We start from the raw sequence: 26,460 nt of genomic DNA on the forward strand, positions 1-26,460 counted from the left end.
CCACCATTTGCTGTAAAGATTTTCATGACGTCTTTTTTACAACATTCCCCTCACCAAGTAACTCTTTCAACTTGGATATGCACGAATAATCAGCGTCTACAAGCCACTCTTTGCCTAGCTTTACTGTTTTTTCAGAATCGCTGTAATATATTACGACTGGCGTATCACCAGGTGTTTCCTTCAGCAGTTGTTTAACATGGTTCAGAATACCTTTTTCTTGGTGCTCTGGCTCTATTTTAAGAAATAGCGTTTGTTTCGTTACTTTCGGTGAAATATCTTCTAATTTCATAGCCCTTAAAACGATAATATTCGTTTGATCATTTCTTTTTTGAGACGTACCATCAACGTAAACGAACTCGCCTTTTAGTAGAATACTGGACGTTTTCTCCCAAACATCTGGAAACACTACACCTTCAATTTCTTCTGTTTCATCTCCAAACGTGACGAACGCCATCATTTGCCCGTTTTTCGTACGAATACTTCTAGCCTTCAGTACCTGTGCTGCAATTCTTAATGGTTCACGATCTGGAGTCTTTAACGCATCTACAATTAAGTTTCGTTGATACCCTTTAAGGTTTTCTAAATAAGGATCGATCGGGTGTGCTGTTAAATAAAATCCAATGGCTTCTTGCTCAAAGGCAAGCATCTCCTTTTCTTCAAAGGGAGGAACACTTTCATATCCAGGTTCAACTTCCCGGTCAAGAAAAAATCCAGCTTGTTCATTCTGCTCAGCACCATAGTTCATTGCACTTTCAAGCGATGCAAGCATTGAGGAGCGACTTACGTTAAATTCATCCATACAACCGGCGAAAATCATAGATTCTAATGCTCGCTTGTTGACGATTTTCAATGAAATTCTTGCACATAAATCAAATAAACTTTTGTAGGAAGATTCACTCCGTTTGGCAACGACTTCTTCAATAGCATTTCTGCCAACGTTTTTAATAGGTAGCAATCCAAAACGTAGACCATCTTCTTCAACAGCAAAAGTCTCGAAGCTTCGATTTATAGATGGTGGTAGGATAGTAATTCCTTTCTGCCTTGACTCAGTTAAGTAGACCGCCAGTTTGTCTTGATTCCCAATCGCTGAAGTTAAAAGACTAGAGAAGAAGTAGCGTGAATAGTTGGCTTTTAAATACGCAAGTTGATAAGCAATCACACTATAAGCAACAGCATGACTTCTGTTAAATCCATAATCCGCAAAACGTACGATATACTCATACACTTTTAGAGCTGTTTCCCTTGGATACCCTTTTGCTATGCTGCCATTTACGAAGTGCTCCCTTTCTGATTCAAGTACCTCTCTCTTTTTCTTTGAAACTGCGCGCCTTAAAAGATCTGCTTCTCCAAGTGAAAAGCCCGCTAGTTTCGAAGCAATTTGCATAATTTGTTCTTGATATACAATAACACCGTATGTTGATCTCAGAATCGGCTCAAGGTCAGGGTGAAGGTATTCTACAGCTCTCTCTCCATGCTTTCCAGAAATAAATAATGGGATATTCTCCATTGGACCAGGACGATAGAGTGCATTGACTGCTACGATGTCTTCAAATTCAGTTGGCTTTAGTCTGCGTAGCACCTGGCGCATGCCGTCTGATTCTAGTTGAAAAACACCTGTAGTATCACCCTGCTGAAGAATTTGGAATGTTACTTCATCATCCATCGGTATATCCGAGAGGGTTGGCCGCTTCCCACTTTGCTCTTCGATATCATTTAAAATGCCTTCAATTAAAGTTAAATTTCTCAGTCCAAGAAAATCCATTTTAAGTAAGCCGATTTCTTCAAGATCGTTCATCGGAAATTGCGTCAAGCTTATCGAATGTCCTCCGAGTAATGGGACATGTTGCGTCAGCGGTTCTGCTGAAATTACAACACCTGCTGCATGAGTAGATGTATGACGTGGCAAACCTTCAATTGTGCTAGCAATGTCAAAAACTCGTTTGGCCTCCTCGGATGAGGATAGAAGGTTCGCTAGATTTTTTGACTCCTCTAATGCCTGCTGTAGTGTCATCCCAGGTCTTGAAGGAATTGCTTTAGACATTGTATCAAGAACTTTATTATCTACTTCTAATACTCGCCCTACATCCCGGATTGCCGCCTTCGCCGCAAGTGTTCCGAATGTTACAATTTGCGCCACTCGATTGTGACCATACTTCTTATGCACGTAATCGATAACTTCATCACGTCTTACGTCTGGAAAATCAATATCAATATCAGGCATCGTCACACGTTCAGGGTTTAAAAATCGCTCGAATAGAAGGTTATGCTCAATCGGATCCACGTTCGTAATGTTCAGTAGGTAGGCGACAAGTGAACCAGCAGCAGACCCTCTCCCAGGACCAGTAATCATCTGATTGTCGTGTGCATATTTCATAAAATCCCAAACAATTAGAAAGTAATCGTTGAATCCCATTTCGTTAATAATGGAGAGTTCATACTCCAATCGATTTACGATTTGGGCAGTAGGAATTTCATATCGGCGTGAAAGATTCTCTCGACAAATTTTTTCGAGATAGGCAAATGCAGTTAAGTCCATTGGAACAGGGTAAACTGGCAAATGAGTATCCCCAAATGCAAGATCCAACTTACACTGCGCTGCGATATGTACAGTGGTTTCTAGCGCCACTTCGTATCCTTTAAAGCGACTCTTCATTTCATCTTGTGATGTTAAATAAAATTCGTGATTAGGAAGAGCAACCTGGTCTTTCTCCTCATAACGCTGGCCTGCATCAATGCATCGTAAGCAGTCATGAGCCTCCCCATCTGATTTATTTATATAATGAACGGCGTTGGACACTGCAAGGGGGATAGTCTCTTTAGCTGCGAATTTAGAGATTAAGTGGTTAAGCTGTCTTTCTTCTCGTAAGGAATGATCCTGCATCTCTAAATAGAATCCTTGTGAGAAAGCATTTTGATAGTTAGTTGCAATTTGATGTGCAATCGCTTCTTCTCCATTGAGTAGAAGCTGTCCAATTCTACTATCCACTGTTCCCGACAATGCAATTATCCCATTTGTTAATTCCAATAACTCTGTTTCTTTTATGTATGGCGTTCGGCCTTCTGCATGCTGCATATTTGTACTTATTTTCAATAGATTCTCGTATCCTTCACTGTTTTGAGCAAGTAATACAAGGTTGTCATATTTTCTCTCCTGTTGATATAAAGCAAGATCGCCAGTTCCTACGCGTACATCCAGACCAATAATCGGCTTTATCCCATGCTTTTTACATGCTTTATAGAAAGGGATCGTTCCAAACATCGTTCCTTTATCTGTTAAAGCAAGTGATTCATACCCCTTCTCTTTCGCAGACCTAACTAGAGATTCAATTCGACTAGGGCTGTCGAGAAGACTATATTCACTGTAGACACGAAGATGCACATATTCCATAACTAATCCCACTTTCGCTTTGCTATTACTTTCTATTATAAATACTTGAAGCGTCCCGAACAAACATTATCAAGCATAACTGACTCTCCTTTTCGCATAGGCTTTACTAGATAGGAAAACTTGTCTAATCGAAAGGTTCTGTTTGAATTAAAGTATAACAATCAGAAAGAAGGAATCATAATGGAGAGAGTAACACTCGTAACTCTAATTATTGCTTTTTTCGTTGCGTTCGGTGTTATCGTCGGCGGTTCTATTATTGGCGGCATCGGCGCATTTCTCTCTGGTGAGCCGCCACTACATTGGATTTTTATTGTAGCCCAGCGTTTGAAAATCTGGGCAATCGCCGCTGCAATAGGTGGAACTTTTGATACCATAAATAATATGGAAAGAAGCTTTTTAAGTGGTTCTCCAGATGAAATCATGCGCCAGTTCCTATGGATTTTTTGTGCCCTAGGTGGTGCACAGGCAGGCATGGAAGTAATTAATTGGTTAACGCAGGAACGCTCCTCACTATGAGAGTTCCTCCCATTTATTCAAGAAAAGGCTGGCAAAGATTTCTGGCTGGGTTTTCAGTAGGAATTATCTTCGGTTGGCTATTTTTTCTAATGCTCTTCGGAATTATGTACGAAAAACAGATCACCTCAATTAAAGAACAGAAAATCGAGATCTATGACCTTAAAACTCAAAACCAGACGTTATTGGATGATATGAAAAGTTATGATAACAAAGATATTGAAAAAACCCTTCTCGTTAAGAACATACAGGTTACATTCGAAAAGGATGAAGATCTTCCCTTAAATTCCCTAACTCGTCATGAACTCAAAAAAGATGTTCAAACTGAATTGAATGATTTATTAAATAAGGACCTTGGATCAGTTGCTAGAACGAGAAGCTTTGTTATTAAATCACTAGAGAACAAGACGCTCACCGTTGATAATATTAAATACGGGTTTGAAGTGAAGGAATTTATTCTTTGGACAACAGTAGAGGTTGTCCTCACTATTCATCTTGTCCAATAACAAATACTTCATTTTTGTGAACATTTGTCAGACAAGTCGCAATTTTCGGCTATGTAGTATATGATAAGAGTACCGAAAAAGTTGGAGGTGGCACGATGGTTATTGATCGCAAGCAACTCGCTAGAACCAAAGTAGCTGATTTGCAGAATGGGCGATCCGCTTACGCCGAGACCCGTGAAATGACAGCTCTAATTAAGAAAGAATTGCAGTCACTTAACATCGACGTGCATGAGGACGTGACAAGCTTTGGCTCCTGGTTTATTCCCAAAACTCAGGATCAACCCTAACTAGAAAAGACCGACAATCTCGCTTTGGAGATCGCCGGTCTTTTGTTATGAGTTGAAAGATTATGAAAGACAAGCTTCTTCAAGATCAGCTAATACACGATCGGCTTCTTCCCAAGTGTAAACCGTTGCACCAGCAGCCCTCGGATGACCACCACCGTTGTAGTTCGCTGCAATAGCATTTACAACAGGACCTTTAGAACGAAGTCGAACGCGTATTTGATCTGATTCTTCGATGAAAAATACCCATGCTTTTAAACCAGCTACATTGGAGAATGAGTTAACGAGCTGAGACGCCTCACTTGCAGTCACACCAAATGATGCGATCGTTTCTTTCGTTATCTTTATCCATCCTGCACCGTTCTTCGAAGATTCAAAGTTCTGTAAGACATGACCATTTAATCGAGCAATATGCTTTTCAGTTTTATATAGTTCATTGTATAAAGAGTCAGTATCAACTCCAAATTTCAAAAGCTCCCCAGCATACTGAAAAGTGCGCTGCGTCGTATTAGAAAACATAAAGCGACCTGTATCTCCTACAATCCCAGCGTAAAGGAGAAATGCTCCTTTATCCGATAGCTTGTACCCTCGCTCTCTTGCAGTAACGTACAAATCCACAATCATCTCACTAACTGAACTTGACGTTGTATCAACCCAGAGAATGTCACCATAAGGGTCCTCATTTGGGTGATGATCAATCTTAATCAACAGCTTCCCATTTCGATAGCGATCGTCGCTTATTCGTGGTTGATTGGCTGTGTCACATACGATTACAAGCGCATCTTCATATTTTTCATTTGTAACCTCATCCATTTGATTCAAAAACATAAGCGATGGTTCTTCTTCACCAACGGTCAATACGCTTTTCTCTGGAAAAGTGGTTTGAATGAGTTCAGCAAGACCGCCCTGTGAACCTAATGCATCCGGGTCTGGTCGAACATGTCGATGAATAATAATTGTATCGTATTTTTCAATAGCATCTAATATTTGTTCTTTCATCAAATTTCTCCTTTCGGTCGCCTTCCTAATTGTTATACTTCCGCCATAGATTTTCACCTTCAAGTTCTATACAATAGAAATGAACCTGTTATCTGGAGGAAAGCTACCATGCCTATCTTTATCATTTTAATTGTCTTTTCAATTGTTTTCTATTTATTTTATCGAGTGAAATCATTTAGAACCAACGGTGTAGCGACAAAGCAATGGCTTAGCTCGAAAGCAAGTATTGCGCTTGGACTATTTCTTATTTTCTTTGCAATTAATTCCTTCACCGTATATATCTCGACAGTCACTTATATTGTAAGTGCTGCATTTATCTTACTTGGTGTAGCAAACGTTGTAGTCGGCTATAAAAAATATCGTCACTACCTTCCTTTTGCTATAGAAGAAGCGAATAATATGAAATAGTAGTAAGCACGGAAACCGCCATTGACTCATGGCGGTTTCTCTTTTTTATCGATCGATAAGCTGTGCCATCATAAGTGCTTTTCCAACAACTGAACCTTCGTGATAAATCTCAACATCAACCTTACCGAATTTACGTGAAACCTCAAGAACTTTTGGTACAATTTCAATCGTATGATCAATTTGAACCGGTTTAATAAAATAAAGGGTGATATTCTCAACAACAAGGTCACCTTTTTTATACTTCTTCAGTACCCTGCTCCCCGCTTCCGTTACAAGCGTTGTTACTACACCATAAGATAATGTACCAAGTAGGCTTGTCATTTGCGGAGTCACTTCACAACTATACCGACTCTCAGTCCCCACTGAAACATCTTTGATTTGACTTGTTATTAAGTCATCAAACGTTTCGCCAATCTGAGGCTGCTGCTGGATCATTTGCAGCGCTTTTAGAACATCTTGTCTGCTAATGATACCAATCAATCGCTGATATTGATCCAGGACCGGAAGCATTTCAATCCCTTCCCAAATCATCGTGTGTGCAGCAGATGCTACAGAAGTTTGTTCATTTACTGTTAATGGATGCTTTGTCATCACCTTTGTAATAATCGTTTCGTGCTGCTCTCCAAGAATATCCTTTGAGGTTACAATTCCTTGAACCTTCATATTTGGATCAACTACAGGATAACGACTATGCAATGTCGATTCATTCAGTTCGTGCCAGCGTCCAACATTCTCTGTTGTTACGAGGAAACTCGTTTTTGTAAGTGGTGTTAAAATGTCACTAACAAGCGCAATTTCCTTCTTAATTAATCGATCATAGATGGCACGATTAATCATCGTCGCTACAGTAAAGGAATCATATGATGTTGAGATGATGGGTAGATCATACGCATCTGCCATTTTCTTCACATCATCCTGTGCATCAAATCCTCCTGTAATTAGAACTGCAGCTCCTGCCTCGAGGGCAATTTTGTGAACATTATCGCGATTCCCGACGATAAGCAAGCTTCCTGGATCGACATATCTCATCATTGCTTCAAGTTTCATTGCACCGATAACAAATTTATGGAGGGTTTTATGTAATCCATCTCTTCCCCCAAGCACTTGTCCATCCACGATGTTCACTACTTCGGCATAAGTTAATTTCTCGATATTTTCTTTTTCTTTTTTCGTAATACGGATTGTACCTACACGTTCAATCGTACTTACTGTTCCCTTATTCTCTGCATCTTTAATCGCTCTGTATGCCGTTCCTTCACTAACTTTCAATTCTCTTGCAATTTGACGTACAGAGATTTTACTTCCTACATCAAGCGTTTCGATATATGCCAGAATTTGTTCATGTTTCGTTGTCAATGTCTCTCACCATACTTTCTACGTGCACATCTGTATCAGTAGCTAAACTACTTCTGTTATAGTGGTGTTTGAATTGACTTCATTATACATAACTCATGCCTATAACTTCAACGGCTGTACTGTTTTTTTCTCAATTCCGTTACCGAATCTTCTTCTGGCATGCTTCGCACTTCGGCTTTACCAAAGAATAACCCTGCAAGATTACCCCCGAGCGCCATAATGGCAAAGACGAGCCAGAGACTGAAAAAGGCACCTTCTAGTGTAAAATCGACTTGGAATCGTGGTATGGCATCGTACATTAGAAATAAAATACATAGCACTGATAGAAAAAAACGCTGTTTCACTTACATTCCCCCTCATCGTCTTTATAACAGGGTATGTTAAAGTGAAGCTATTTAATACGCTATTCAAACACAAAACCGATGCAAGGCATCGGTTTTGTTAGACTTATAATTCTATTGATTCACCAGGTCTTAGCGTTTTACCTTTTGTGTCTTCGAGTCCATCTACAAATGAATCTGGATTTTGCTCGATTAGAGGGAACGTATTGTAATGCACTGGAACTGTTAAATCTGCTTTGATCCATTTCGCTGCAATAGATGCATCTTCAGGTCCCATTGTGAAATTATCTCCAATTGGAAGAAATGCAAGGTCAATACGCTGATCAGCTAAAAGCTTCATATCAGAAAAGAGGCCAGTATCACCGGCATGATAAATCGTCTTTCCTTCTGCACTAAGAAGAATTCCTGCAGGCATCCCAGTATAGATAATTTGCTTAGTGTCTTCTTCTGTATAACTAGATCCGTGGAATGCTTGAGTAAGTTTCACTTTACCGAATTCAAATTCATGTGCGCCACCAATAGCCATAGGATGTGCGTTAACGCCCTTCCACTCTAAGTATGTAGCAAGTTCGAACGGTGCTACAACTAGTGCATCGTTACGTTTAGCAATCTCAACAGTATCACCTACGTGATCGTTGTGTCCGTGTGTGAGTAAGATAACATCACATTTGATCGTATCAGCGTCTAAATCACACTGACCGTTTCCTGAAATAAATGGATCAATTAGAATTTTTGCCTTGTCCGTTACAACTTCGACAACAGAATGACCATGAAACGTTACCTTCAATTGAATCGCTCCTTTAACGGTTTGAGATTACTTCCCATCTTAACTTTAGTTGATGGAAAGGTTGTATTTAATTAATTCCCTTTCACTCATGAACTAAACTAATAATACAACCAGGCAGATTCATACTTCTCAATCAAATGAGGACGAATTAAGGTGTTAGGTTCGAAGGTAACTTCTTCCCCATCCTTCATGATATGCTCATCTTCATCTTTACCGAAAGAGGTAAGGGAAGGGATCATATCCGATGATAAATAGTCCGTTTCAACAGCAACATCCAATTTGTTCTGATCAATTGGATACCTTGTTCCCATTACAAAGCCCCAGTTCCCAAAACTAGGAATATCAACATGATAATTTGATGTAATTAATCCGGTTTCTTCAATTGTTCTAGAAATTGTCCAATACGCTTCCCTGGCAAATACAGGACTTGTCGCCTGAACCATTAATGCCCCTTCTGAACTGAGGTGGTTCCTCAACATAGAATAGAACTCCCACGTGTATAGCTTATTTAATGACTCGTTATTTGGATCTGGAAGGTCAGAAATAATTACATCAAAAATATCATTTTCTTCTTCAATGTATCGGAAAGCATCCTTATGGATTACCCTGACACGTTCATCCTCAAAAGCATGACTATTTAATTCTGCTAACAAATGATTTTCTGAAGCAAGCTCAACCATTCTAGGATCAAGGTCTACCACTGTAATCGATCTTACCTCCTCATATTTCAGGAGTTCTCTTACAGCCAAACCGTCACCACCGCCAAGAATTAAGATATCCTCTGTTTTTGTTGCAGCAGCCATAGGGATGTGAATAAGTGGTTCGTGATACCTGTGCTCATCACTTGAACTAAACTGAAGCTGCCCATTTAAAAAGAGCCGAATGTCACCCTGCTCTTTCGTGAGGATTATTTTCTGATAAGAGGTTTCTTCTGAATAGATAATCGGATCCTTGTATAAACGTTGTTCAAACGAGAAGGCAATTTCTTCGCCAAAAATCGTTCCAGCGATCATTAATATTAAGATAAAAGTCGCCACTACTAGATAGCTAACACGATGCACAATTTCTTTTCGAAAAGAATAAATCATCCAAAACGCAACGAAAATGTTAACAAGTGCCACAAGAAACGCAGATTTAACTAGCCCAAACTCTGGTCGTAGATAAAATGCGAAGAGCAAACCACCGACAAGCCCACCAGCATAATCAGAAAACAGGACACGGGCTGTGCTCTTATTCATTTCAACACCAATCTCATTTGCTTTTCGAATGAGTATTGGTAATTCAAGTCCTGTAAGACCACCGATCACCAAAATAATAGTGTACAAAACAATAGCTGTTGCTTCTTCACCAGCAACAGCTGTAATTCCAAAAACAGTGAAACTTGATAGTCCACCAATCAAACCGATAAGAAGTTCTATGGCAATAAACCTTGAAATAAGTCTTTTAACGACCCTTTCACTTAAAGATGCGCCAATACCCATCCCAGTTAGAAATAGAGAAATGGTTAACGTATACTGCTTAACTCCGTCACCAAGTATGTATGAGCCAAGTGCACCGAACAACACTTCAAAAATAATTCCACATATGGATACAATTCCTGAAGCCCAGTACAGCTGACTGCTTTTATTCATTTTCTTACTCATGTGTTTCACCTTCAGCTGTGAATTTCTTCTATGTAATAGAAGCTCCGACTACTAACCCTAATCCAATCGATACACACATTGAAAGTATGCCTACCGACACAACTCCCTCATTGAGTTTCTGTTCAACCGAGAATCGTCTCGTAAGAAAGTCAAAAATGTAGTAAGCAACCAGTTGCAAGACAACTCCATAAGCCCCCCAAATCACTGTATCAAGTACATCTGAGCTATGATAGATCGAAAAGGCTAGAATCAAACATATCCCAACGATCTTACCACCAATTGAAAGGGCTACCGCTGTATTTCCTTTTTCAATTTGTTCCCAATCTTTATATTTCGTTGTGATTAATTCAAATATAACTAGTCCAACAGCTACCACTACGATGGATGCAATAAAATAAACAAACGTTAATAAAAATGGCCCCATATCTAAACTCTCCTTTAGTTATTTTCCTGTTCCTGGTCCGCCACCACGACTACTAGATCCTCGGAATGATGGTGTATTGGTAGGACCCTTATAAGCCCCTCCAGTTGCACTGTAGCCTCCATAGCAATTCCCGCTACTACTTTTACAACGATTTTTTTGCTTTTTCCCCCAATCATCAACATCAAGAATTTCGTCTAGTATGTAATAAGCTAGTAAACCGTCAAAGAAGCTCGGTTGATAGTTATCTCTGACAAAACCTACTGTTGCGACCTCAACCAAGGTATTAGAGTCCTCTCCTTCTGACAATGTAACAATATAATCATCATAAACAAGAATTTGTTTTCCTTCTTTAACTTCACTGACTTCATTCGGCTTTATTTGATCTTGAAGATAGGAAGCAACGGATACGAGATCGTTATCAGCACTATAAACTTTCGAAACATCTCCCGAATCAACGCTGCTCTCTATTACATCTTCAAGCTGATATCGGTCCTCCACGATTTCTTGAATATCCTTCGTGATTCCGCATGCCGATAAGAGCAGAATGAATGCTGTCAGCAATCCTGTTAGCCATTTCATTCTTCCACCCCATTAAAGGGGAAAGTATTATTCTTTCCCCATTTTTTTCTTAAGCTCTGCTAGCTCGTCATCAATTCCATCTTTCTTATCAAGCGAATCCAGCTCATCATCAAGAGAACGACTGCTTGAACGCATATCTTCACTCGTTTCTGCCTCAGCCTCATACTGAAGAACCTTCTCTTCCATGCGATCAAAACCACGCCTTGAATCGTCTCCACCAATATCAGACATGGCGCGGTTAATTTTCGTTTTGGTTTTCGCCGATTCTGCTCGTGCTTTCAAGCTATCCTTCTTCAACTGCATCTGACGGTATTCCTCTTTCATCTCATCAAGCTTCGAGCGAAGAGAATCAGCATCTGTCTTTGCTCTTTCATAAGACTCCTTCAACGTCTCTGCCTTTGTTTCATGATCTTTCTTATCTTGAAGCGCTCTTCTTGCAAGATCATCATTATCAGCTTCAAGGGCTTTTACAGCTTGATCTTGTCGCTTTGTAACCATCGCACTTGCATCATCCCATTTTTTCTTTAACATTTTTTCATTAGAAATTTGTTTTGCAACTGCTGTCTCTGCTTCGCGAATATCCGTTTCCATATCACGCATAAATTGTTCGAGCATTTTAACTGGATCTTCCGCCTTATCAAGAGCAGCATTTAACTCAGACGACATAAGTGTTTTAACTCGCTTAAACATACTAAACATTAAAACTCATCCTCTCATTTGCTTCCAGCAAGAATTTTGATTTCATACTCTTCAATTTCATAACCTTTGCTTACTTCTATCTCTGTTCCCCAAATTTCAATTGATAGAAATTCTGATTCTTCTTCATTGGAGAAGTCATAATATTCGACTTCCTGGCCATTGACATTACTTCCTCGTCCTTTACCAGATACATTAGCATGCCCATGTTCATCCTGATAATAGACAACACCATCTATTGATAATTCCTCTGGTATTGGTTTCGATAATTTTTCTTTAACTGTTTTGTAAATGCCAAGCTCTAGCTCATCGTCCATTTCAACACTAAGCCAGATAGATGACCCTTCAGATTGTAATTGATAGGCCTGCCATTTATACCCTCTTACCGTATAAGTCAAGGTTCCTACAACCTGATAATCTTCAAGATCATACGTTATAATATCCCCTACCTGGATATTCATTACTGTTCTTTCTTCAATTGTAGTTTCTTCTTCTTTCTTCCCAAACAATCTCGATAGAAATCCCACCTTCATACCCTCCTCTCTTCTATTTACGAACGCCATTCAATAAAGTTTCGCTTATTTTTCTGGCTTACGATGTGATACCATTTGTTCTTGCTCTGATAAATAGAATTCAATTGGAGGTCTCTCCTGTAGCATTGCCTTTTTTTCAAGCTTATAGAAACTGATCTTTTGATACGGATCGCCTTCAATAATTGGAAGTTCCTCCTCCGTTCTAATATAGGTATCGACCGCTCTTTGCATTTTATCAATCCAAAATGGAATGTGTTTGTCTTTGCTCTCAAAAAGTTCAAAAGTCTCTTTTGACATATAAAAATGCTCTGATGGAATTCCTCCTAAATAAGAAGTAAGAAGAGAATGATCTACCAGGTTATCCTCTAGCACAAGAATTTTAAGTGATATGCCATCCCTTTTATCTTCAGCAAACGAGCTGATCGCTTTTCTAATATCTTGAATGGAAACATCGATTACTTTCGGTGGAGATGTTTCCTTCTTTTGCTTCCTTTGTTTATTCCAAAACGCCATCGTGCATGCACCTCCTCTTCTTCTGTTCGAGCAAGAGTGCCAAATTCCTTTCTATTCGTCCGTCCTTTATAAAATTAAGTACCCAATTCACATCATAGCAAAAAAAATAAAGTAGCTAATTAGCTACTTTATTTCCAGCTTTTATTCAGCAAGCATTGTCCGAGCACTTTTGTACTCAAGCTCATGTGCCTCAGCAACCGCCTCATACGTTACAAAACCATCCATTGTGTTAATTCCTTTCAACAATGGCTCATTTTCAAGACATGCTTTCTTATACCCTTTGTTAGCGAGTTGAACCGCATAAGGGACTGTTACATTTGTTAAAGCAATAGTCGATGTGCGCGGAACGGCGCCAGGCATATTTGCTACTGCATAATGGACAACCCCGTGCTTCGTATATGTTGGATTATCGTGTGTAGTAATTCGATCTGTTGTTTCAAAAATTCCACCCTGATCAATTGCAACGTCAACAATTACTGAACCAGGCTTCATGTCTTTGATCATTTCTTCCGTTACAAGCTTTGGTGCTTTAGCTCCTGGAATAAGCACTGCACCAATAACAAGATCAGATTCTTTTATAGCCTCTGCAATATTTAAAGGATTCGACATCATCGTGTTGATTTCAGTACCAAAAATGTCATCAAGCTGGCGCATGCGTTCAGGACTTAGATCCATAATAGTAACGTCTGCACCAAGGCCCATTGCAATTTTGGCTGCGTTTGTTCCAACAACGCCACCACCAATGACAGTTACCTTGCCACGTTTAACACCAGGAACACCACCTAGAAGTATGCCAAGTCCACCTTTAGGCTTTTCAAGGAATTGCGCTCCAATTTGAGCGGACATACGTCCCGCTACTTCACTCATTGGAGTAAGTAATGGTAACGAGCTATTTGGAAGCTGAACTGTTTCATACGCAATACCGATCACTTTATTCTCTACAAGTGCGCGTGTAAGCTCAGATTCTGCTGCAAGATGAAGATATGTAAATAGAATAAGTCCTTCTCTGAAGTAACCGTACTCTTGTGGAAGAGGCTCCTTCACTTTCATTACCATTTCCATGGACCAAGCTTCTTCTGCTGTGCCTACAAGATGAGCGCCAGCTTCAAGATATTGTTCATCTGTAAAACCAGACCCAACTCCAGCACCTTTCTCGATATAAACCTCATGTCCAAAGCGTGTTAGACTCAAGACACCAGCGGGAGTCATAGCCACACGATTTTCATTGTTCTTAATTTCTACAGGTACTCCTATACGCAATTGAATTCCTCCTCTATATCCTTCAAAATCTTTACATTGTAAGGGCTTTATCAAAAACCTCTATCATCATAACACTTCAACTCTGGTTTCGAAACCATAAGTTCTCCTAAATTGAAAACCCTTTCAATAACTACCCATTTACACAGCAATCATATACCCCACCACTACCATACATAGCCCACTTACCAAACTTAATATTATGTAGATGACCGACAGCCACAATCTTTCAGTAGCAATTGTAACGGATTCATACATGAAGGTTGAGAACGTAGTTAACGCGCCAAGAAAACCCGTCGAGACTGCAGGTCCAAAATTGCCTGAACCATAAGCCATTCCCATTAGAAAACTACCAGCCAAATTTACTATGAAAGTTGCAAATGGGAAACGAGAATGATTCCACTTGCCAACAACTAGTGCAACCATATAACGTAACCATGCTCCTATCCCACCTCCAACCGCAATCATTACCCATTCCATGTAAGATGCCTCCTTATTTCTCGTCCGGCTGCAATTCCTAGGAGAACACCTATTATTCCTATTAAGACACTTCCTAATCCATAGAGAAGCGCAACGAAAAACTGACCTTCTCTTAAATACCCGAAAAGGTCAAGTGAATAAGTAGAGAAAGTTGTAAATGAGCCTAAGACCCCTGTTGCTATAAATTTCTTAAGGGAATCCGATATCCGCTTATCAGATTGTACATATTGGTAGAAGAAACCTAGAAGAATTGATCCCGTTACATTTACTAGGAATGTTGATAAAGGAACTCCGTTCATGGCTGTTCCAATCATAGCTCGAAGCGTTGCGCCAAAAGCGCCTCCAGACACGATTGCTAGACTATTTTTCAATTGAATGCGGCTCCTTTCACCTCTTTCCTAATCTTAACGAAACCGCTAATCAAAGTCTACTTGTCTTCTTCATTCCAAACCCATGTATACAGCCTTCCATTTGAATCCATCCATTTCATTTCGAATCGTTCTACATTCTCATATCCATAGGTGCCTATCTTTTCAACTAGCTCATCTACTTGTGCAAGTTCAGTTACGTCAAGATGTTGAAATAGAGCTGATACTTCCCGTTCTGCTGCAGCTCCTTTCTCAACTGTTTCACCTTTTTCAAATTCATATTCATTAGGACTAGAGAACTCCCATTCGTGTTCGACACCGTTTGTTACAACCATACATTTAAAAGAAAAACTATTTCCTAGTGTCGATGCTTCAGAGTGAATAGGAAAAGTAAAAAGGTATGCGGCAAATGCTAAACAAACGACCTTTTTCATATTTCATCACCTCTACCTTATACTGACTGAATAAGATGAATATTATTCATTTAAAGTCAGGATTGCATCCTTTCCCTACTGGAACTAAAATAATACATAAGTCCGTTATCCTAAAGGAGAAAACATGAGCACAGTTAGTAAACAAAGATCTAGCATCCAAATCGAGCGATATGGACTGGAATCAGTACCTGAGAAATTACGAACAACTTCCTGGTACGAATACGCCATGATTCAAATGACAGTTTCCGTCAACGCTGGTAATTTCCTCGTTCCCGCTCTTGCCGTACTTGAGGGTGGTCTTAGTTTTGTTTGGGCAGTTCTATCAACAATCCTTGGTGCAACCATTGCTTTTCTATTCGTTTCCTACCTTTCTTTTCCAGGTGCTCGTAGAGGAATCCCTTCTCAATATGCTGTCAGATTGTTTGTCGGTTTTAAGGGAGCACAGTACTTCGCCTCACCTGTTAGAACGATTACCTCGCTTTATTGGTTCGCTGTTCAAACGATCGGCGGTACTTATATGGTTGTAGAACTAATAAAACGCGCTTTTAACTTTCACCTTCCTTTCCTGCCTACAGCTTTAGTTCTCGCAGCCGTCATGGCAGCACTTGCACTAGTAGGATTTGATGCTGTTAAAAAAGTAACAAAATATTTTCTTCCGCTTCTGTTCGCAGGAGGAGTAGCGATGTTCTTTGTCTATTTCACTACTTCAGTTGAAGGGAACAGCTATTCGTCCATTATCTCCATGAATGATAAGCCAGATTTAAGCTCATTTCTTTTCTTTTCGAGTCTTGCTTTTGTTCAATATGTATCCGGAGTAAGCAGTTCATCTGACATGGCACGCTACGCGAAATCAACAGGTCATGCCTTTTGGGGAATATTCTCAGGTAATACAATTGGGTTTACGCTAACAGCGTTGCTCGGTGCTTATACAGCTGCCGTTGCAGGAACATGGAACCCTTTTTTAATCACCAGCCAACAGACAAATTCCACCTTGCTACTAACCCTTATATTCGCATCAGCTCTATGCTCGATGATTATGATTAACATTAGTAATGCCTACACTGGAGGGTATAGTCTCCTTAATACCTTTCCTTCTCTAGGTAGAGTAAGAAGCGCGCTACTGCTTGGTTGTGCTGCTGTACTACTAAGCAGTTTTCCAGAATTTGTTGATCAAGCCGAGAAATTCATCTCATTTCTAGGTGCATTTGTTATTCCACTCTCAGCAGTGATCGTTAGTGACTTTATTGTGGTGAAAAAAGGACGATTCACATCAGAAATGCTTCAGGAACTAACTGAACACACCAATACTATAAATCGTCCAGGGTTTTTGGCTATATGTTCTGGACTCCTTCTCTACCTTCTACTCCCAACAACATACTCTCCAGGATTCCTGTCATTTATTGTGACAAGCGTAGGGTATCTTGTTTTTCGAAAGGTGACGCGTTGATTTTCTTCATACCCCTTTCCACTAGACCCTTTTCTAAAGAAGTATAGTTTTGAAAGAGGTGCTGTATAAAAACCACACCAAGCTATGGAGCGGAAATCAACCGCTTTATAGCAACTATGTATACGAAAGCAACCTTTCACTACCATTAATAAAAAAAGTTCATGCTATATAGCATGAACTTTCAGGTTTCTAATAGTAACTTTTTCGATCAGGCTTACGTGGCATTTTCTTTGCTTTTTCTTTACTTTCTTCCTGATCAATAACCCCACTTTGGTAGGATTCACTTAGCTGTTGATGAACAGCCATTTCGCCACTTTCATCATAAATTAGTTCGTTTCTCTTATCAGGCATATGAGCAACCTCCTGTGATTTCGGACTCTTGCCTTCGTATTGTTTCCGATAACACTTAAGATTACTTATGAGATTGGACTTGTTTATTTCCAATTTAAAGGAGATGCATGTTATGTATTTATTTCAATATGATCATCGGCTGCAAATTACAATTCCCATAGTGGAAGACAGCTGGGAGAACCTTTCAATAGCAGACCAGGAGGAAATACTTTTTAAATGGGAACAAATTAAAAGTTCAATCCCCGATCGCATTGCTGAACTTGAAAAAATGATTTGTCATAAACAAGAAAAATTAAGCGAGGAGGCTAATTTCAATCATTCCTGTCTTTTAAACACACAAATAGCTGAACTCGCCTCTATTATTAATGATTTATGGCTCTGGTATCGTAAGCAGCTGTTCGTTTCTAATTACAAACCAAAAAGATCGACCTCTTCATTTAGTTAGCTCTCTAATAATATGTGGAAGTTCAGGTAACAGTAGTCTCGACATGGCAAGCTTAACTGCTCCTGAAGATCCAGGCATTGCAAACACTGCAGTATCTCCAACAACGCCACCTATCGCTCTGCTTAGCATAGCAGGAGTTCCAATATCATCTGTATAGCTAATCATTCGAAACAACTCGCCAAATCCAGAAAGCTCTTTCTCGAGTAATGATTCAACCACTTCATATGTAACATCTCTTCTTGCTATTCCAGTTCCACCATTTAAAAGAACTGTGTCTATCTCGTTAGCGCTAACTGCGCTTTGTATGGCATTCTTAATGTCCTCTTGGATATCTTTAACGACGATTCGGTCCTGAACCACGTGACCACTCTCAGTAAGCATAGATGCGATTAGCTGACCACTTTTGTCAGTGTCAAGCGTTCTAGTGTCACTTACTGTAATAATGAAACATCTTACAGAAGAAGGCGCCTCTTTCTTGTGTTCACTTGCACTCAATTCTTTTCGCTCCTCTCTAGCTCTGATAAAAAGCGTTTTTGATAAAAATGATGAGCGGTTTCGCTAACTGATCTTGTAAATCTGTAATTTACTCCTGCACCAATCGCAATACCAAAAAGTGGTATCCCTTGGATAATCTTCTTCCTTAGCATCATCAGTACTGTTCCTTTTACAATTTGCTTCATCGGGCCCTGTATCCATTTTGCATCAGCGATCTCTTCTGGACCTTCATAAAAATAAGGATGAGCTTGTTCATAGTCAAGCTCTTCTTCCAGAGAAACCCAGGCTTTTTCTTGCATCCCCTTTGGGAGTGTTGCCATATGAAAAACTTTAAGCGCTATCATCATTTCGGAAGGATAATTGACTGGATAACCGTAAGTCATGGCAATTAACTGGACCGTTCTAAGATTTATGGCTAGTACAGCAGGCAAATCAAGACCTAATAAGAGTAAACTTCCAGTACCAGCTAGACCACCCTGGGCAAATGATACCATTCGTTGCCTAGCAATTTGTTGATCTGCTATATAACTAAGCTGATCAATCGTTAACTTCTGCATATCCTGAATCTTTTCAATTTCTGGATTGAATAAACGGGCTTCGGTCAACAGACGATGGCTCGCATCCACCTGTGATTGGGAATTCTGAATAAAAGAATGCATATGAAACAGAGCAGAATCTATTACTGAATAAACACGATTTTTCGTCGCAGGTTCCAATTGGTTAATTTTGTAATCATACCATTTCTGAAAGGTACGTTCGATATCAGTTGCATTTTGTGCAAAATGCTCTTGTTCCCATTGTTTAATTGCATTCAGCTTTTTTTGTTCTCTTTCTGTCCAGGCCAAAGTATTCGCTCCCTTCAAACTCTTTCTTATATTGTAGCTTTTCCAACTGAAAACTTCCAATAAAGGTGTAAAAACAAAAAAGAGCACCCGAATGGATGCTCTAATATATTTAGACAGTATTTTTAGAAATAGCTGCGATAAGAGTAGTAGTTGATTTCCGCTCCAGGATGCTCGCTTTCCGCGGGAGTCGAGCATCCTTCCGCTCCAATCAGCCAAGTGTAAATCTTTTTACACAATTCCTCTTTAAGAAACAACCATCTTTTAAAAGGAACCTATTTTATTTAGAAAGTCTAACTGTGTCTCTTGCAATGACAACTTCTTCATTTGTCGGGATAATCATAACCTTAACAGGTGAATGAGGATAGTTAAGGAAGGCTTCTTTTCCTCTAACCTTGTTAAGAGCTGGGTCCCAATATACACCCATGAATTCAAGACCGCGAAGTACACGAGCACGAACAGCCTCACTATTTTCACCGATACCAGCAGTAAAGATAATAGCATCTAGGCCAGACATACGAGCTGCATATGAGCCGATGTATTTGTGAATGCGTGAAGTAAATACTTCAAGTGCCAATTCAGCACGTTCGTTTCCTTCTTCAGCTTTAGTTGTAATATCGCGAAGATCACTTGAGAAACCAGAAACGCCTAGAAGGCCACTCTTCTTATTTAACGTATTCATTACTTCTTCAGCAGATTGCCCTGTTTTCTCCATAATGAATGGAATCAATGCTGGGTCAATGTTACCAGAACGAGTGCCCATCGTTACACCAGCTAGTGGAGTAAAGCCCATGGACGTATCAATTGATTTACCGCCTTCAATTGCGGCGATACTTGCACCATTTCCAAGATGACAAGAAAGCAAACGGAGTTGATCTAATGGACGGCCGAGCATCTCAGCTGCTCTTTCTGAGACATATTTATGAGAAGTACCGTGGAAGCCGTATTTACGAATGCCAAAATCTTCATAATACTCGTAAGGTAGGCTGTATAAGAAAGACTGTTCCGGCATTGCCTGATGGAAAGCAGTATCAAAAACAGCAACTGATGGGACTTCTGGAAGGATTTCACGAAATGCACGGATTCCAACAAGGTTAGCAGGGTTATGCAATGGAGCAAGCTCAGAAACTTCCTCAATACCATCTAGTACCTCGTCTGTAATCATAGCGGAGTCATTGAACTTCTCTCCACCGTGAACGACACGATGTCCGACACCTTCTATTTCATCGTAGGAAGAGATGATTGAGAAATCAATAAGCTTGTCTAGAAGCATCTTAACTGCCACTGCATGGTCAGGGATATTTGTTACTTCTTCATTCTTCTCACCGTTCACTTCTATTGTAAAAATGGCGTCATCAAGTCCGATTCGTTCGACGAGTCCTTTTGTGATAACAGTTTCTTCCGGCATATTTAATAGTTGAAACTTCAACGAAGAACTACCGGCGTTGATTGCGATTATTTTCGCCATATGTGACAGCTCCTTTAATTCGATTAGTTAAAATTGGCGTACGACACGAAAATAGAAGGGAGGGCCCCTTCTATCTTTTAACACTCTTATTATTTAAACACCGACCATTACTTTATTCAAGGCGAAAACCGCTTACATTCAAGTATTCCGCCAATTCAGATTTGTAAACGTTTCATACACGTTATGAAAGTTGTGAAAACCAGCCATTGATTTGTTGCATCATGTTTAACATGGCTTCTCGATTAGAGAAAGATGGTAATTTCGCCATCATTACTTGCTTCGGTTTTAACGTACGCTCACCTTTTTTCTGAACAACTAAAATGCTTTTTGCTTGAGACTCATTTGCAAAAAGGCTAGTAGGTAATTGAATAATTCCGTGGATAACAGAGCGTTCATTCAATAAATCCCTTACTTGTTTCGCACCATCATCTCCGAAGAGAAAGTTTGGAATCATAAAGAAGAGCATCCCTGAGTCTTCTGTCATATTTAAACTTTGCTCAATCAGAAGATGATGGACGTAAGACATTCCTTCACTAGCTCTTAACGTGTAATTCGCAGCCGCTTCCTCGTGTGGGTAATACCCTACAGGAAGATCCGTAACAACCGTATTCACCTGCGGAATATAAATTGGTTTCACGCTATCCTGATGAAGAAATTCAACATGGTGTTTTTGCAAATTAGCATTAGCAAATCCTAAATGCAACAATAAGTCATCTGGCTCAACACCATACGCCTCTACGGACTCTCCCTCCAACTGATTAAGAACAGAAGTTAACAAATTCCCTGTTCCTACTGCAGGATCAAGTATTTTCATTTCGTCAACGCCTAATACTTCTTTATATTTTTTCACAAGGTACCCAATTAAATGCGCAACACTATCCGGTGTCATTGCATGATGAGGTTGAATCCCCTTTTTCATCCCTTTTAGTAAGGCGAGTTGGATTCCTTTTCGGATGGTTTCCTTCTCAGCACCCTCCAAATCACATGATTCGTACAGGTTTTTAAGACGCACAACAGTATCCGCATCCAATTCTTCTTGAAGTACCTTATTTTCAAAAAGGTTTAATCCCGTTTCAACGAGTCCCTCAAGATAAGACATTTCTAATTTATTTTGTAGAACAAGCGTCGATTCATCTAGGACTTTATATAAAGCTTCTACCGTCATATCAGACATATTTTGGCCTCCTATCAGTTTGCCGTCTCTATTGTAAACAGTCTTGAACGCTTTCGCAACAATGCAGAATAATCTTGCTTGAAAAGCAGACGACTAAGAGCTCCTAAAAAAAGGACTTCGATGAGTTTTCCATCGAAGTCCTTGTCTAGGTGTATCTTTATTCAGCATGCTTAGCAGCATTTAATGCTTCTTCATAATCAGGATGGTTCGTTGCTTCGCTTACGTACTCAGCATAAACCACTTTATCTTTACTATCAACAACAAAAACAGCACGTGCTAGCAAGCGAAGTTCCTTAATTGCAACACCGAACGCCTTACCAAACGATAAATCACGATGATCGGATAATGTGATGGCATTCTCAATGCCTGCAGCACCGCACCAGCGTTTCTGAGCGAATGGGAGGTCAACACTTATCGTTAACACATTCACGTTGTTCAGACCAGCTGCTTCTTCGTTAAATTTACGCGTCTGAGCATCACAAACACCAGTATCAAGTGATGGTACTACACTGATAATACGCACACCTGCATAGTCATTAAGAGTTTTCTCGGATAAATCGTTTGCTAATACTGTAAAATTCGGAGCTGTATCACCCTTTTTCACTTCTTCACCGAGTAGTGTCATTGGGTTTTCTTTAAATGTAATGTTAGCCATGTTCATACCTCCTTTATAATTGGTCGTATGTACGACTGCTTTCATCATATATGTGCAGAGGTTAGATTTCAAGAAATTAGCTAAACAGGTTTTCATTTGTTCCATAATAAAAAGTCGCTTAGATTTAAGCGACTTAGAAGTTCAAATCCTGTTTTTCGTCATCCTGTTGTCCACGATGTTGCGATCGAAAAAGGTTCTTAGAATGAGTTGTGTGCTTTTGTCCACTGCTCTGTTGATTATTCGATTGACCCTTTTTCTCATGGGAATCCTTGTTCATATTCTGAAGCATACTTTGCACTTTCTCTATAGCCTGAGGAGCAAGGTCTAATAAGCGTTCATATAAATGTGTTGTGTTATCAAGGTGAATCATTTTAATATCGCCTGCACTGACAATTAGAAATGCAATGGGGGTGATTGACACTCCTCCACCGCTTCCTCCTCCAAATGGCTCTCCTTTACTTTGATTCTGATCACGCTGATTCGAGCCCGATTGTTGCTTTAACATAAATTCACTTCCACCTGCCGCGAAGCCAAACCCTACCTTTGACACAGTCAGAATAACACTGCCATCAGGCGTTTCAACAGGATCTCCGATAATTGTATTCACATCGATCATGTCTTTAAGGTTCTCCATTGCAGTTTGCATAAGTCCTTCAATTGGATGTTCAGCCATCTCGTTTTCCTCCTTCACCAACTAGACCGTTAAGTCCCTTGAATATTCTTCTGAGACTTCAATAATTTAATTACCGCGATCATAGCATGCCCCAGTTTAAAGGTGATCATGCATTTAATATACGTTTGGATTGTTTTCACTTCGTAAATAGGTGTAACAATTAATTGTGGAACTGTAAGCAAATTGGAATAGTGAGATAGGAGAGCAAAGATCGCAATCTTTGCATTTAATAGAAGTTCAGCTCCAACCGCTGTATTTGCAGCGTTCGTCATCCCAAAGTTGGTTTCCCACTGAATCTTTCGAACACTTGTTTTCCGAAGAATAAACTGAGCCGCATCCCTTGCTCCAAGCGTTTTCTTAATTAATTTCATAAGTTCTTGTATGTCTCCTGAGAAAGATGTTTCTTCAGCTTTCTCTTTAATTGCATCTTCTCCGTTTTCTAGTAACTCCTTAAGTGGAACTGCAGTCGAGTAAACAAAAAGTCCAAATAGCGCCTGAACATCAATTTGCAGTTCCTCAACAGCTCTCGAATGCTCAATTGTTACTGTCACTTTAACAGTTGAAAAAATAATGAGAGGCAAGGAAGCGATTAGTAGCAAACCAAATAGAGCAACTATTGCTATAATCAATAAACAAGCCCCTCCTTTTTATTCTTAGGCTGATTTATAAAGCACCTTTTTAAATACAATGATTAATAAGCAAAAAAATTCCACATAGAATAAACCTGCCCAATGTGGGCAGGTTTATTCACTAAACGCTATTAATTTTCATGAACGACAATCGTATCTGCAAATAAATCATGTATACCTTGTTTTTTCTTTGTGAATGCCACAACAACAAATCCAACAAAAAGGATCGTTTTGCTAATAAAACGTCCAATACCTTCTCGAAAAATAACAGTTCCCCATGTTAATCTAGGACCTTTATCAGACTCAACTCTTAACCCGAAAAGCATCTTACCAAGCGTTTGAGACAAAAACTTCGTCATCAATATAAAATAAGCATAGTAGACGGTCCCAGTTAAAATAGCTTGCAGTGGCAAAAAAGCGGGTTCACCTGCAGGAATATCAAATCCTCGTAAAGCAGGTGTAATCATAATGCCATTAAGACTTGCTACAACAATTATATCCACTAAATATGCCCAGAAACGCATCCAAAATCCAGCGAATCGCACGTTCGACAATTCTTTGGAATTTGAAGCGGGAGGGGCAGTCACATTCATTGTTTCATCCATTCTGCCTGCCTCCTTATTCAGAGTATAAATACATAAGTTTCGGTGATTGCGGTGTAGACAGTAGTTGTTGAATACCCAGTAAGTCTTTATCTGGACCCATTAATTTGGCAGCCGTCATTTCAAATAACGAATTAAATCCTAAGTTCTGCTTATATTGAATGACTTGAAGATTACTATCTCCGAGGTCCTTCTTCATCACTTCGATGGTATCTTCTAGATTGCCAAGACCATCTACAAGGTCAACATCCTTCGCCTGTCTTCCATCGTAAATTCTTCCATCAGCAAGTTCTCGAACTTTACTCTCTTCCATGTCTCTACCTTCACTAACTACTCGGACAAATTCGTCATAAGAATTATCAATCATCGACTGTAGGATATCACGTTCTTCTTCAGTCATCTCACGACTTGGAGACATAATATCTTTATGAGGACCACTCTTAATCGTCTCCCACTTCACTCCAACTTTTTCAGCAAGCTCAGAGTAGTTCATTGACTGCATGATAACACCAATTGATCCTGTTATTGTTGAAGGACTGGCATAAATTTTATCAACAGGAGCAGATATGTAGTACCCTGCTGATGCTGTCATACTCCCCATTGAAACATAAATCGGCTTATCCGTTTTTTCTTTTAACTCAAGGATTTCATCATAGATCTCTTCACTTTCAACCACGCCTCCACCTGGCGTGTTCAATCGAAGAATAATTCCTTTAACACTGTTGTCATCCCCTGCATGCTCAAGACGCTTAAGAAACACATCATGATTGTAACCTGCCTGTGGCAAAAAGCTAGTATTCGCGCCGTTATCCTGAATAACCCCTTCCACATTTAACACCGCGATCTTATTCAAACCGCTACCTTCTTCAATGACCGTCTCAGCGAACTGATCCGTTGAATTTATTTCTTCTTTCCATCCGCCAAAAGCAAGACTGGATACGAAATTAAATCCAATTGATACGATGATCAGTACGACCGTTATACCAAGCGCTATCCACCGTTTTCCATTCATAGTAAGCCTCCTCTATATCCTGATGCTATAGTATGTACGATGAAGCCATAATATTGGTTTCATATTGTCGAGAATACCATACAAAATTAGGAACCGCACTTCTAAATAACATGTTGTATCATTTCAATAAGAAGCGCTAAACTAAAGTGTATTCGATTACAAAATTTAATTTTTTCTTTTTTCTAAAAAGAGAGAATGATAAAGTAAAGAAGAATAACAGTTGGACAGGGAGGAATTCATATGCCAAATCGCCGTAATTTGTTCTTTTTCTATAAACAAACAAAAGAATTGCAGGAGAAAGTAGAACCTCTAAAAGCACTTGCTGAAAAAAATGATTTTCATATCGTTGAAGATGCTAAAGATGCTAGCATTATTGCAAGCATAGGTGGGGACGGTGCTTTCCTACAAGCAGTGAGACAAACAGGTTTTCGAGAAGACTGCCTCTATGTAGGAATTTCAACAGGAGAGCTTGGCTTCTATTGCGATTTTCACATCGATAACTTGCAGGACATGGTAGGAGATATCTTGTCAGAGGGCATTGAAGTTCGTCGATACCCAACAATTGAAGTACAAGTAAACAATGAATCCTCTTTTTACTGTTTAAACGAATGTACAATCCGTTCTTCTATTATTAAAACACTTGCGATGGAAGTGTATGTAGAAGATTTCCACTTTGAAACATTCCGTGGAGATGGCCTAATTGTTTCAACACCTACTGGCAGTACAGCTTATAACAAATCAGTGAATGGAGCAGTCATTGATCCTAAACTTGCTTGTATGCAGGTTAGTGAGCTTGCGTCACTAAATAATAACCACTATCGAACACTTGGATCGCCATTCGTACTAAGCGATGAAAGATCCCTTACACTTCAAGTTATCCAAGATGGCAACGATTATCCAGTTATTGGGATAGACAATGAGGCGTTAAGTATTCAACACGCGAAAGAAATTAACATTCATATACCCGAAAAACGAATAAAGACAGTAAAGTTGAAAGATAATTCTTTCTGGCATAAAGTACAGAGAAGTTTCCTATAAAGAGCTAAATTACTTCAAGCAAAAAGAGGCTGGGACATAAGTAAATAACCATGAGAAAGACCCGAACAATTCATTTGAATCAGATCGGGTCTTTCGTAATTTACAGATAGGAAACAACCG

Annotated in this window: 32 protein-coding genes; 7 read left to right on the top strand and 25 right to left on the bottom strand. The window is 39.5% G+C overall.

Annotated features, from left to right (window positions below; genetic code table 11):
* Positions 1 to 22: 22 nt before the first annotated feature.
* A complete protein-coding gene (locus JI666_RS07520; RefSeq protein ID WP_206890298.1) occupies positions 23 to 3,388 on the bottom strand; it encodes a DNA polymerase III subunit alpha in 3,366 nt (1,121 codons plus the stop codon).
* A gap of 180 nt (positions 3,389 to 3,568) precedes the next feature.
* Between JI666_RS07520 and JI666_RS07525 the strand changes: the two genes are divergently transcribed.
* From JI666_RS07525 to JI666_RS07535, 3 genes are all read left to right on the top strand, one after another.
* Positions 3,569 to 3,904, top strand: coding sequence for a YtrH family sporulation protein (locus tag JI666_RS07525; protein WP_136948513.1), 336 nt, complete (start codon positions 3,569 to 3,571; stop codon positions 3,902 to 3,904).
* The gene (gene ytrI, locus JI666_RS07530) at positions 3,874 to 4,407 is read left to right on the top strand and encodes a sporulation membrane protein YtrI (protein WP_206890299.1); all 534 of its coding nucleotides are present in this window, start codon (positions 3,874 to 3,876) and stop codon (positions 4,405 to 4,407) included. The genes JI666_RS07525 and ytrI overlap by 31 nt, the downstream gene beginning before the upstream one ends.
* Before the next feature lie 95 nt (positions 4,408 to 4,502).
* Positions 4,503 to 4,694 carry a YtzJ family protein gene (locus JI666_RS07535; RefSeq protein ID WP_048312354.1) on the top strand — a complete coding sequence of 64 codons (192 nt, stop codon included), beginning with the start codon at positions 4,503 to 4,505 and terminating at the stop codon, positions 4,692 to 4,694.
* Positions 4,695 to 4,754: 60 nt separating this feature from the next.
* Here the strand turns inward: JI666_RS07535 and JI666_RS07540 are convergent, their stop codons facing one another.
* Positions 4,755 to 5,690, bottom strand: a complete 936-nt coding sequence (locus JI666_RS07540; protein WP_206890300.1) for a DHH family phosphoesterase — start codon at positions 5,688 to 5,690, stop codon at positions 4,755 to 4,757.
* Positions 5,691 to 5,798: 108 nt separating this feature from the next.
* Between JI666_RS07540 and JI666_RS07545 the strand changes: the two genes are divergently transcribed.
* Entirely contained in the window at positions 5,799 to 6,098 is a 300-nt protein-coding gene (locus JI666_RS07545; protein ID WP_136948517.1) for a YtpI family protein, read from the top strand.
* A gap of 45 nt (positions 6,099 to 6,143) precedes the next feature.
* Here the strand turns inward: JI666_RS07545 and JI666_RS07550 are convergent, their stop codons facing one another.
* From JI666_RS07550 to JI666_RS07610, 13 genes are all read right to left on the bottom strand, one after another.
* Complete coding sequence (locus JI666_RS07550; RefSeq protein WP_136948518.1) at positions 6,144 to 7,454, bottom strand: DRTGG domain-containing protein; 1,311 nt, start codon at positions 7,452 to 7,454, stop codon at positions 6,144 to 6,146.
* Between the two features lie 107 nt (positions 7,455 to 7,561).
* Entirely contained in the window at positions 7,562 to 7,798 is a 237-nt protein-coding gene (locus JI666_RS07555; RefSeq protein ID WP_206890301.1) for a hypothetical protein, read from the bottom strand.
* Positions 7,799 to 7,901: 103 nt separating this feature from the next.
* Entirely contained in the window at positions 7,902 to 8,582 is a 681-nt protein-coding gene (locus JI666_RS07560) for a metal-dependent hydrolase (RefSeq protein WP_206890303.1), read from the bottom strand.
* Positions 8,583 to 8,680: 98 nt separating this feature from the next.
* Entirely contained in the window at positions 8,681 to 10,225 is a 1,545-nt protein-coding gene (locus JI666_RS07565; RefSeq protein ID WP_206890304.1) for a polyamine aminopropyltransferase, read from the bottom strand.
* 28 nt (positions 10,226 to 10,253) lie between these two features.
* Entirely contained in the window at positions 10,254 to 10,649 is a 396-nt protein-coding gene (locus JI666_RS07570) for a DUF350 domain-containing protein (protein ID WP_206890305.1), read from the bottom strand.
* An 18-nt stretch (positions 10,650 to 10,667) separates the two neighbouring features.
* Complete coding sequence (locus tag JI666_RS07575) at positions 10,668 to 11,228, bottom strand: DUF4247 domain-containing protein (RefSeq protein ID WP_206890306.1); 561 nt, start codon at positions 11,226 to 11,228, stop codon at positions 10,668 to 10,670.
* A gap of 27 nt (positions 11,229 to 11,255) precedes the next feature.
* The gene (locus tag JI666_RS07580; protein WP_206890307.1) at positions 11,256 to 11,927 is read right to left on the bottom strand and encodes a PspA/IM30 family protein; all 672 of its coding nucleotides are present in this window, start codon (positions 11,925 to 11,927) and stop codon (positions 11,256 to 11,258) included.
* A 14-nt stretch (positions 11,928 to 11,941) separates the two neighbouring features.
* Positions 11,942 to 12,451: a DUF4178 domain-containing protein gene (locus tag JI666_RS07585; RefSeq protein WP_206890308.1), complete on the bottom strand. Its 510-nt coding sequence runs from the start codon at positions 12,449 to 12,451 to the stop codon at positions 11,942 to 11,944.
* 51 nt (positions 12,452 to 12,502) lie between these two features.
* Positions 12,503 to 12,970, bottom strand: a complete 468-nt coding sequence (locus JI666_RS07590; RefSeq protein WP_206890309.1) for a DUF3939 domain-containing protein — start codon at positions 12,968 to 12,970, stop codon at positions 12,503 to 12,505.
* Between the two features lie 141 nt (positions 12,971 to 13,111).
* On the bottom strand, positions 13,112 to 14,230 hold the full coding sequence (gene ald, locus JI666_RS07595; RefSeq protein WP_206890310.1) for an alanine dehydrogenase: 1,119 nt from the start codon (positions 14,228 to 14,230) through the stop codon (positions 13,112 to 13,114).
* A gap of 138 nt (positions 14,231 to 14,368) precedes the next feature.
* Positions 14,369 to 14,707, bottom strand: a complete 339-nt coding sequence (locus tag JI666_RS07600) for a fluoride efflux transporter FluC (RefSeq protein ID WP_206890312.1) — start codon at positions 14,705 to 14,707, stop codon at positions 14,369 to 14,371.
* Complete coding sequence (gene crcB / locus JI666_RS07605; RefSeq protein ID WP_206890314.1) at positions 14,695 to 15,078, bottom strand: fluoride efflux transporter CrcB; 384 nt, start codon at positions 15,076 to 15,078, stop codon at positions 14,695 to 14,697. Before crcB ends, JI666_RS07600 begins: the two co-directional genes overlap by 13 nt.
* A 56-nt stretch (positions 15,079 to 15,134) precedes the next feature.
* A complete protein-coding gene (locus JI666_RS07610; RefSeq protein ID WP_206890315.1) occupies positions 15,135 to 15,509 on the bottom strand; it encodes a hypothetical protein in 375 nt (124 codons plus the stop codon).
* A gap of 124 nt (positions 15,510 to 15,633) precedes the next feature.
* On the opposite strand from JI666_RS07610, the gene JI666_RS07615 reads away from it, so the two are divergent.
* The gene (locus JI666_RS07615) at positions 15,634 to 16,956 is read left to right on the top strand and encodes a purine-cytosine permease family protein (protein ID WP_206890316.1); all 1,323 of its coding nucleotides are present in this window, start codon (positions 15,634 to 15,636) and stop codon (positions 16,954 to 16,956) included.
* 189 nt (positions 16,957 to 17,145) lie between these two features.
* On the opposite strand, the gene JI666_RS07620 is transcribed toward JI666_RS07615, so the two are convergent.
* Entirely contained in the window at positions 17,146 to 17,307 is a 162-nt protein-coding gene (locus JI666_RS07620) for a hypothetical protein (RefSeq protein WP_169525619.1), read from the bottom strand.
* A 112-nt stretch (positions 17,308 to 17,419) separates the two neighbouring features.
* Between JI666_RS07620 and JI666_RS07625 the strand changes: the two genes are divergently transcribed.
* Complete coding sequence (locus JI666_RS07625; RefSeq protein ID WP_349769309.1) at positions 17,420 to 17,752, top strand: hypothetical protein; 333 nt, start codon at positions 17,420 to 17,422, stop codon at positions 17,750 to 17,752.
* On the opposite strand, the gene JI666_RS07630 is transcribed toward JI666_RS07625, so the two are convergent.
* From JI666_RS07630 to sppA, 9 genes are all read right to left on the bottom strand, one after another.
* Positions 17,741 to 18,247 carry a MogA/MoaB family molybdenum cofactor biosynthesis protein gene (locus JI666_RS07630; RefSeq protein WP_206890317.1) on the bottom strand — a complete coding sequence of 169 codons (507 nt, stop codon included), beginning with the start codon at positions 18,245 to 18,247 and terminating at the stop codon, positions 17,741 to 17,743. The genes JI666_RS07625 and JI666_RS07630 overlap by 12 nt on opposite strands.
* A complete protein-coding gene (locus JI666_RS07635) occupies positions 18,244 to 19,092 on the bottom strand; it encodes an EcsC family protein (RefSeq protein WP_206890318.1) in 849 nt (282 codons plus the stop codon). The genes JI666_RS07630 and JI666_RS07635 overlap by 4 nt, the downstream gene beginning before the upstream one ends.
* A gap of 277 nt (positions 19,093 to 19,369) precedes the next feature.
* The gene (locus tag JI666_RS07640) at positions 19,370 to 20,557 is read right to left on the bottom strand and encodes an acetate kinase (RefSeq protein WP_206890326.1); all 1,188 of its coding nucleotides are present in this window, start codon (positions 20,555 to 20,557) and stop codon (positions 19,370 to 19,372) included.
* Between the two features lie 181 nt (positions 20,558 to 20,738).
* A complete protein-coding gene (locus JI666_RS07645; protein ID WP_414635134.1) occupies positions 20,739 to 21,722 on the bottom strand; it encodes a class I SAM-dependent methyltransferase in 984 nt (327 codons plus the stop codon).
* 166 nt (positions 21,723 to 21,888) lie between these two features.
* A complete protein-coding gene (gene tpx / locus JI666_RS07650) occupies positions 21,889 to 22,386 on the bottom strand; it encodes a thiol peroxidase (protein WP_206890329.1) in 498 nt (165 codons plus the stop codon).
* 133 nt (positions 22,387 to 22,519) lie between these two features.
* Positions 22,520 to 23,059 (bottom strand): GerW family sporulation protein, encoded by a 540-nt coding sequence (gene ytfJ / locus JI666_RS07655; protein ID WP_206890333.1) that lies wholly within the window; start codon positions 23,057 to 23,059, stop codon positions 22,520 to 22,522.
* A 29-nt stretch (positions 23,060 to 23,088) separates the two neighbouring features.
* Positions 23,089 to 23,688, bottom strand: coding sequence for a DUF2953 domain-containing protein (locus JI666_RS07660; protein ID WP_206890335.1), 600 nt, complete (start codon positions 23,686 to 23,688; stop codon positions 23,089 to 23,091).
* A 131-nt stretch (positions 23,689 to 23,819) separates the two neighbouring features.
* Entirely contained in the window at positions 23,820 to 24,293 is a 474-nt protein-coding gene (locus JI666_RS07665; RefSeq protein WP_206890337.1) for an RDD family protein, read from the bottom strand.
* A gap of 13 nt (positions 24,294 to 24,306) precedes the next feature.
* Positions 24,307 to 25,302 carry a signal peptide peptidase SppA gene (sppA, locus tag JI666_RS07670; RefSeq protein WP_206890339.1) on the bottom strand — a complete coding sequence of 332 codons (996 nt, stop codon included), beginning with the start codon at positions 25,300 to 25,302 and terminating at the stop codon, positions 24,307 to 24,309.
* 240 nt (positions 25,303 to 25,542) lie between these two features.
* Here sppA and JI666_RS07675 point away from each other — a divergent pair, with 240 nt between their 5' ends.
* The gene (locus tag JI666_RS07675; RefSeq protein WP_206890341.1) at positions 25,543 to 26,340 is read left to right on the top strand and encodes an NAD kinase; all 798 of its coding nucleotides are present in this window, start codon (positions 25,543 to 25,545) and stop codon (positions 26,338 to 26,340) included.
* Positions 26,341 to 26,460: the final 120 nt, after the last annotated feature.

This window comes from Bacillus sp. NTK071 (genome assembly GCF_017303315.1).
GTDB lineage: Bacteria > Bacillota > Bacilli > Bacillales > Guptibacillaceae > Guptibacillus.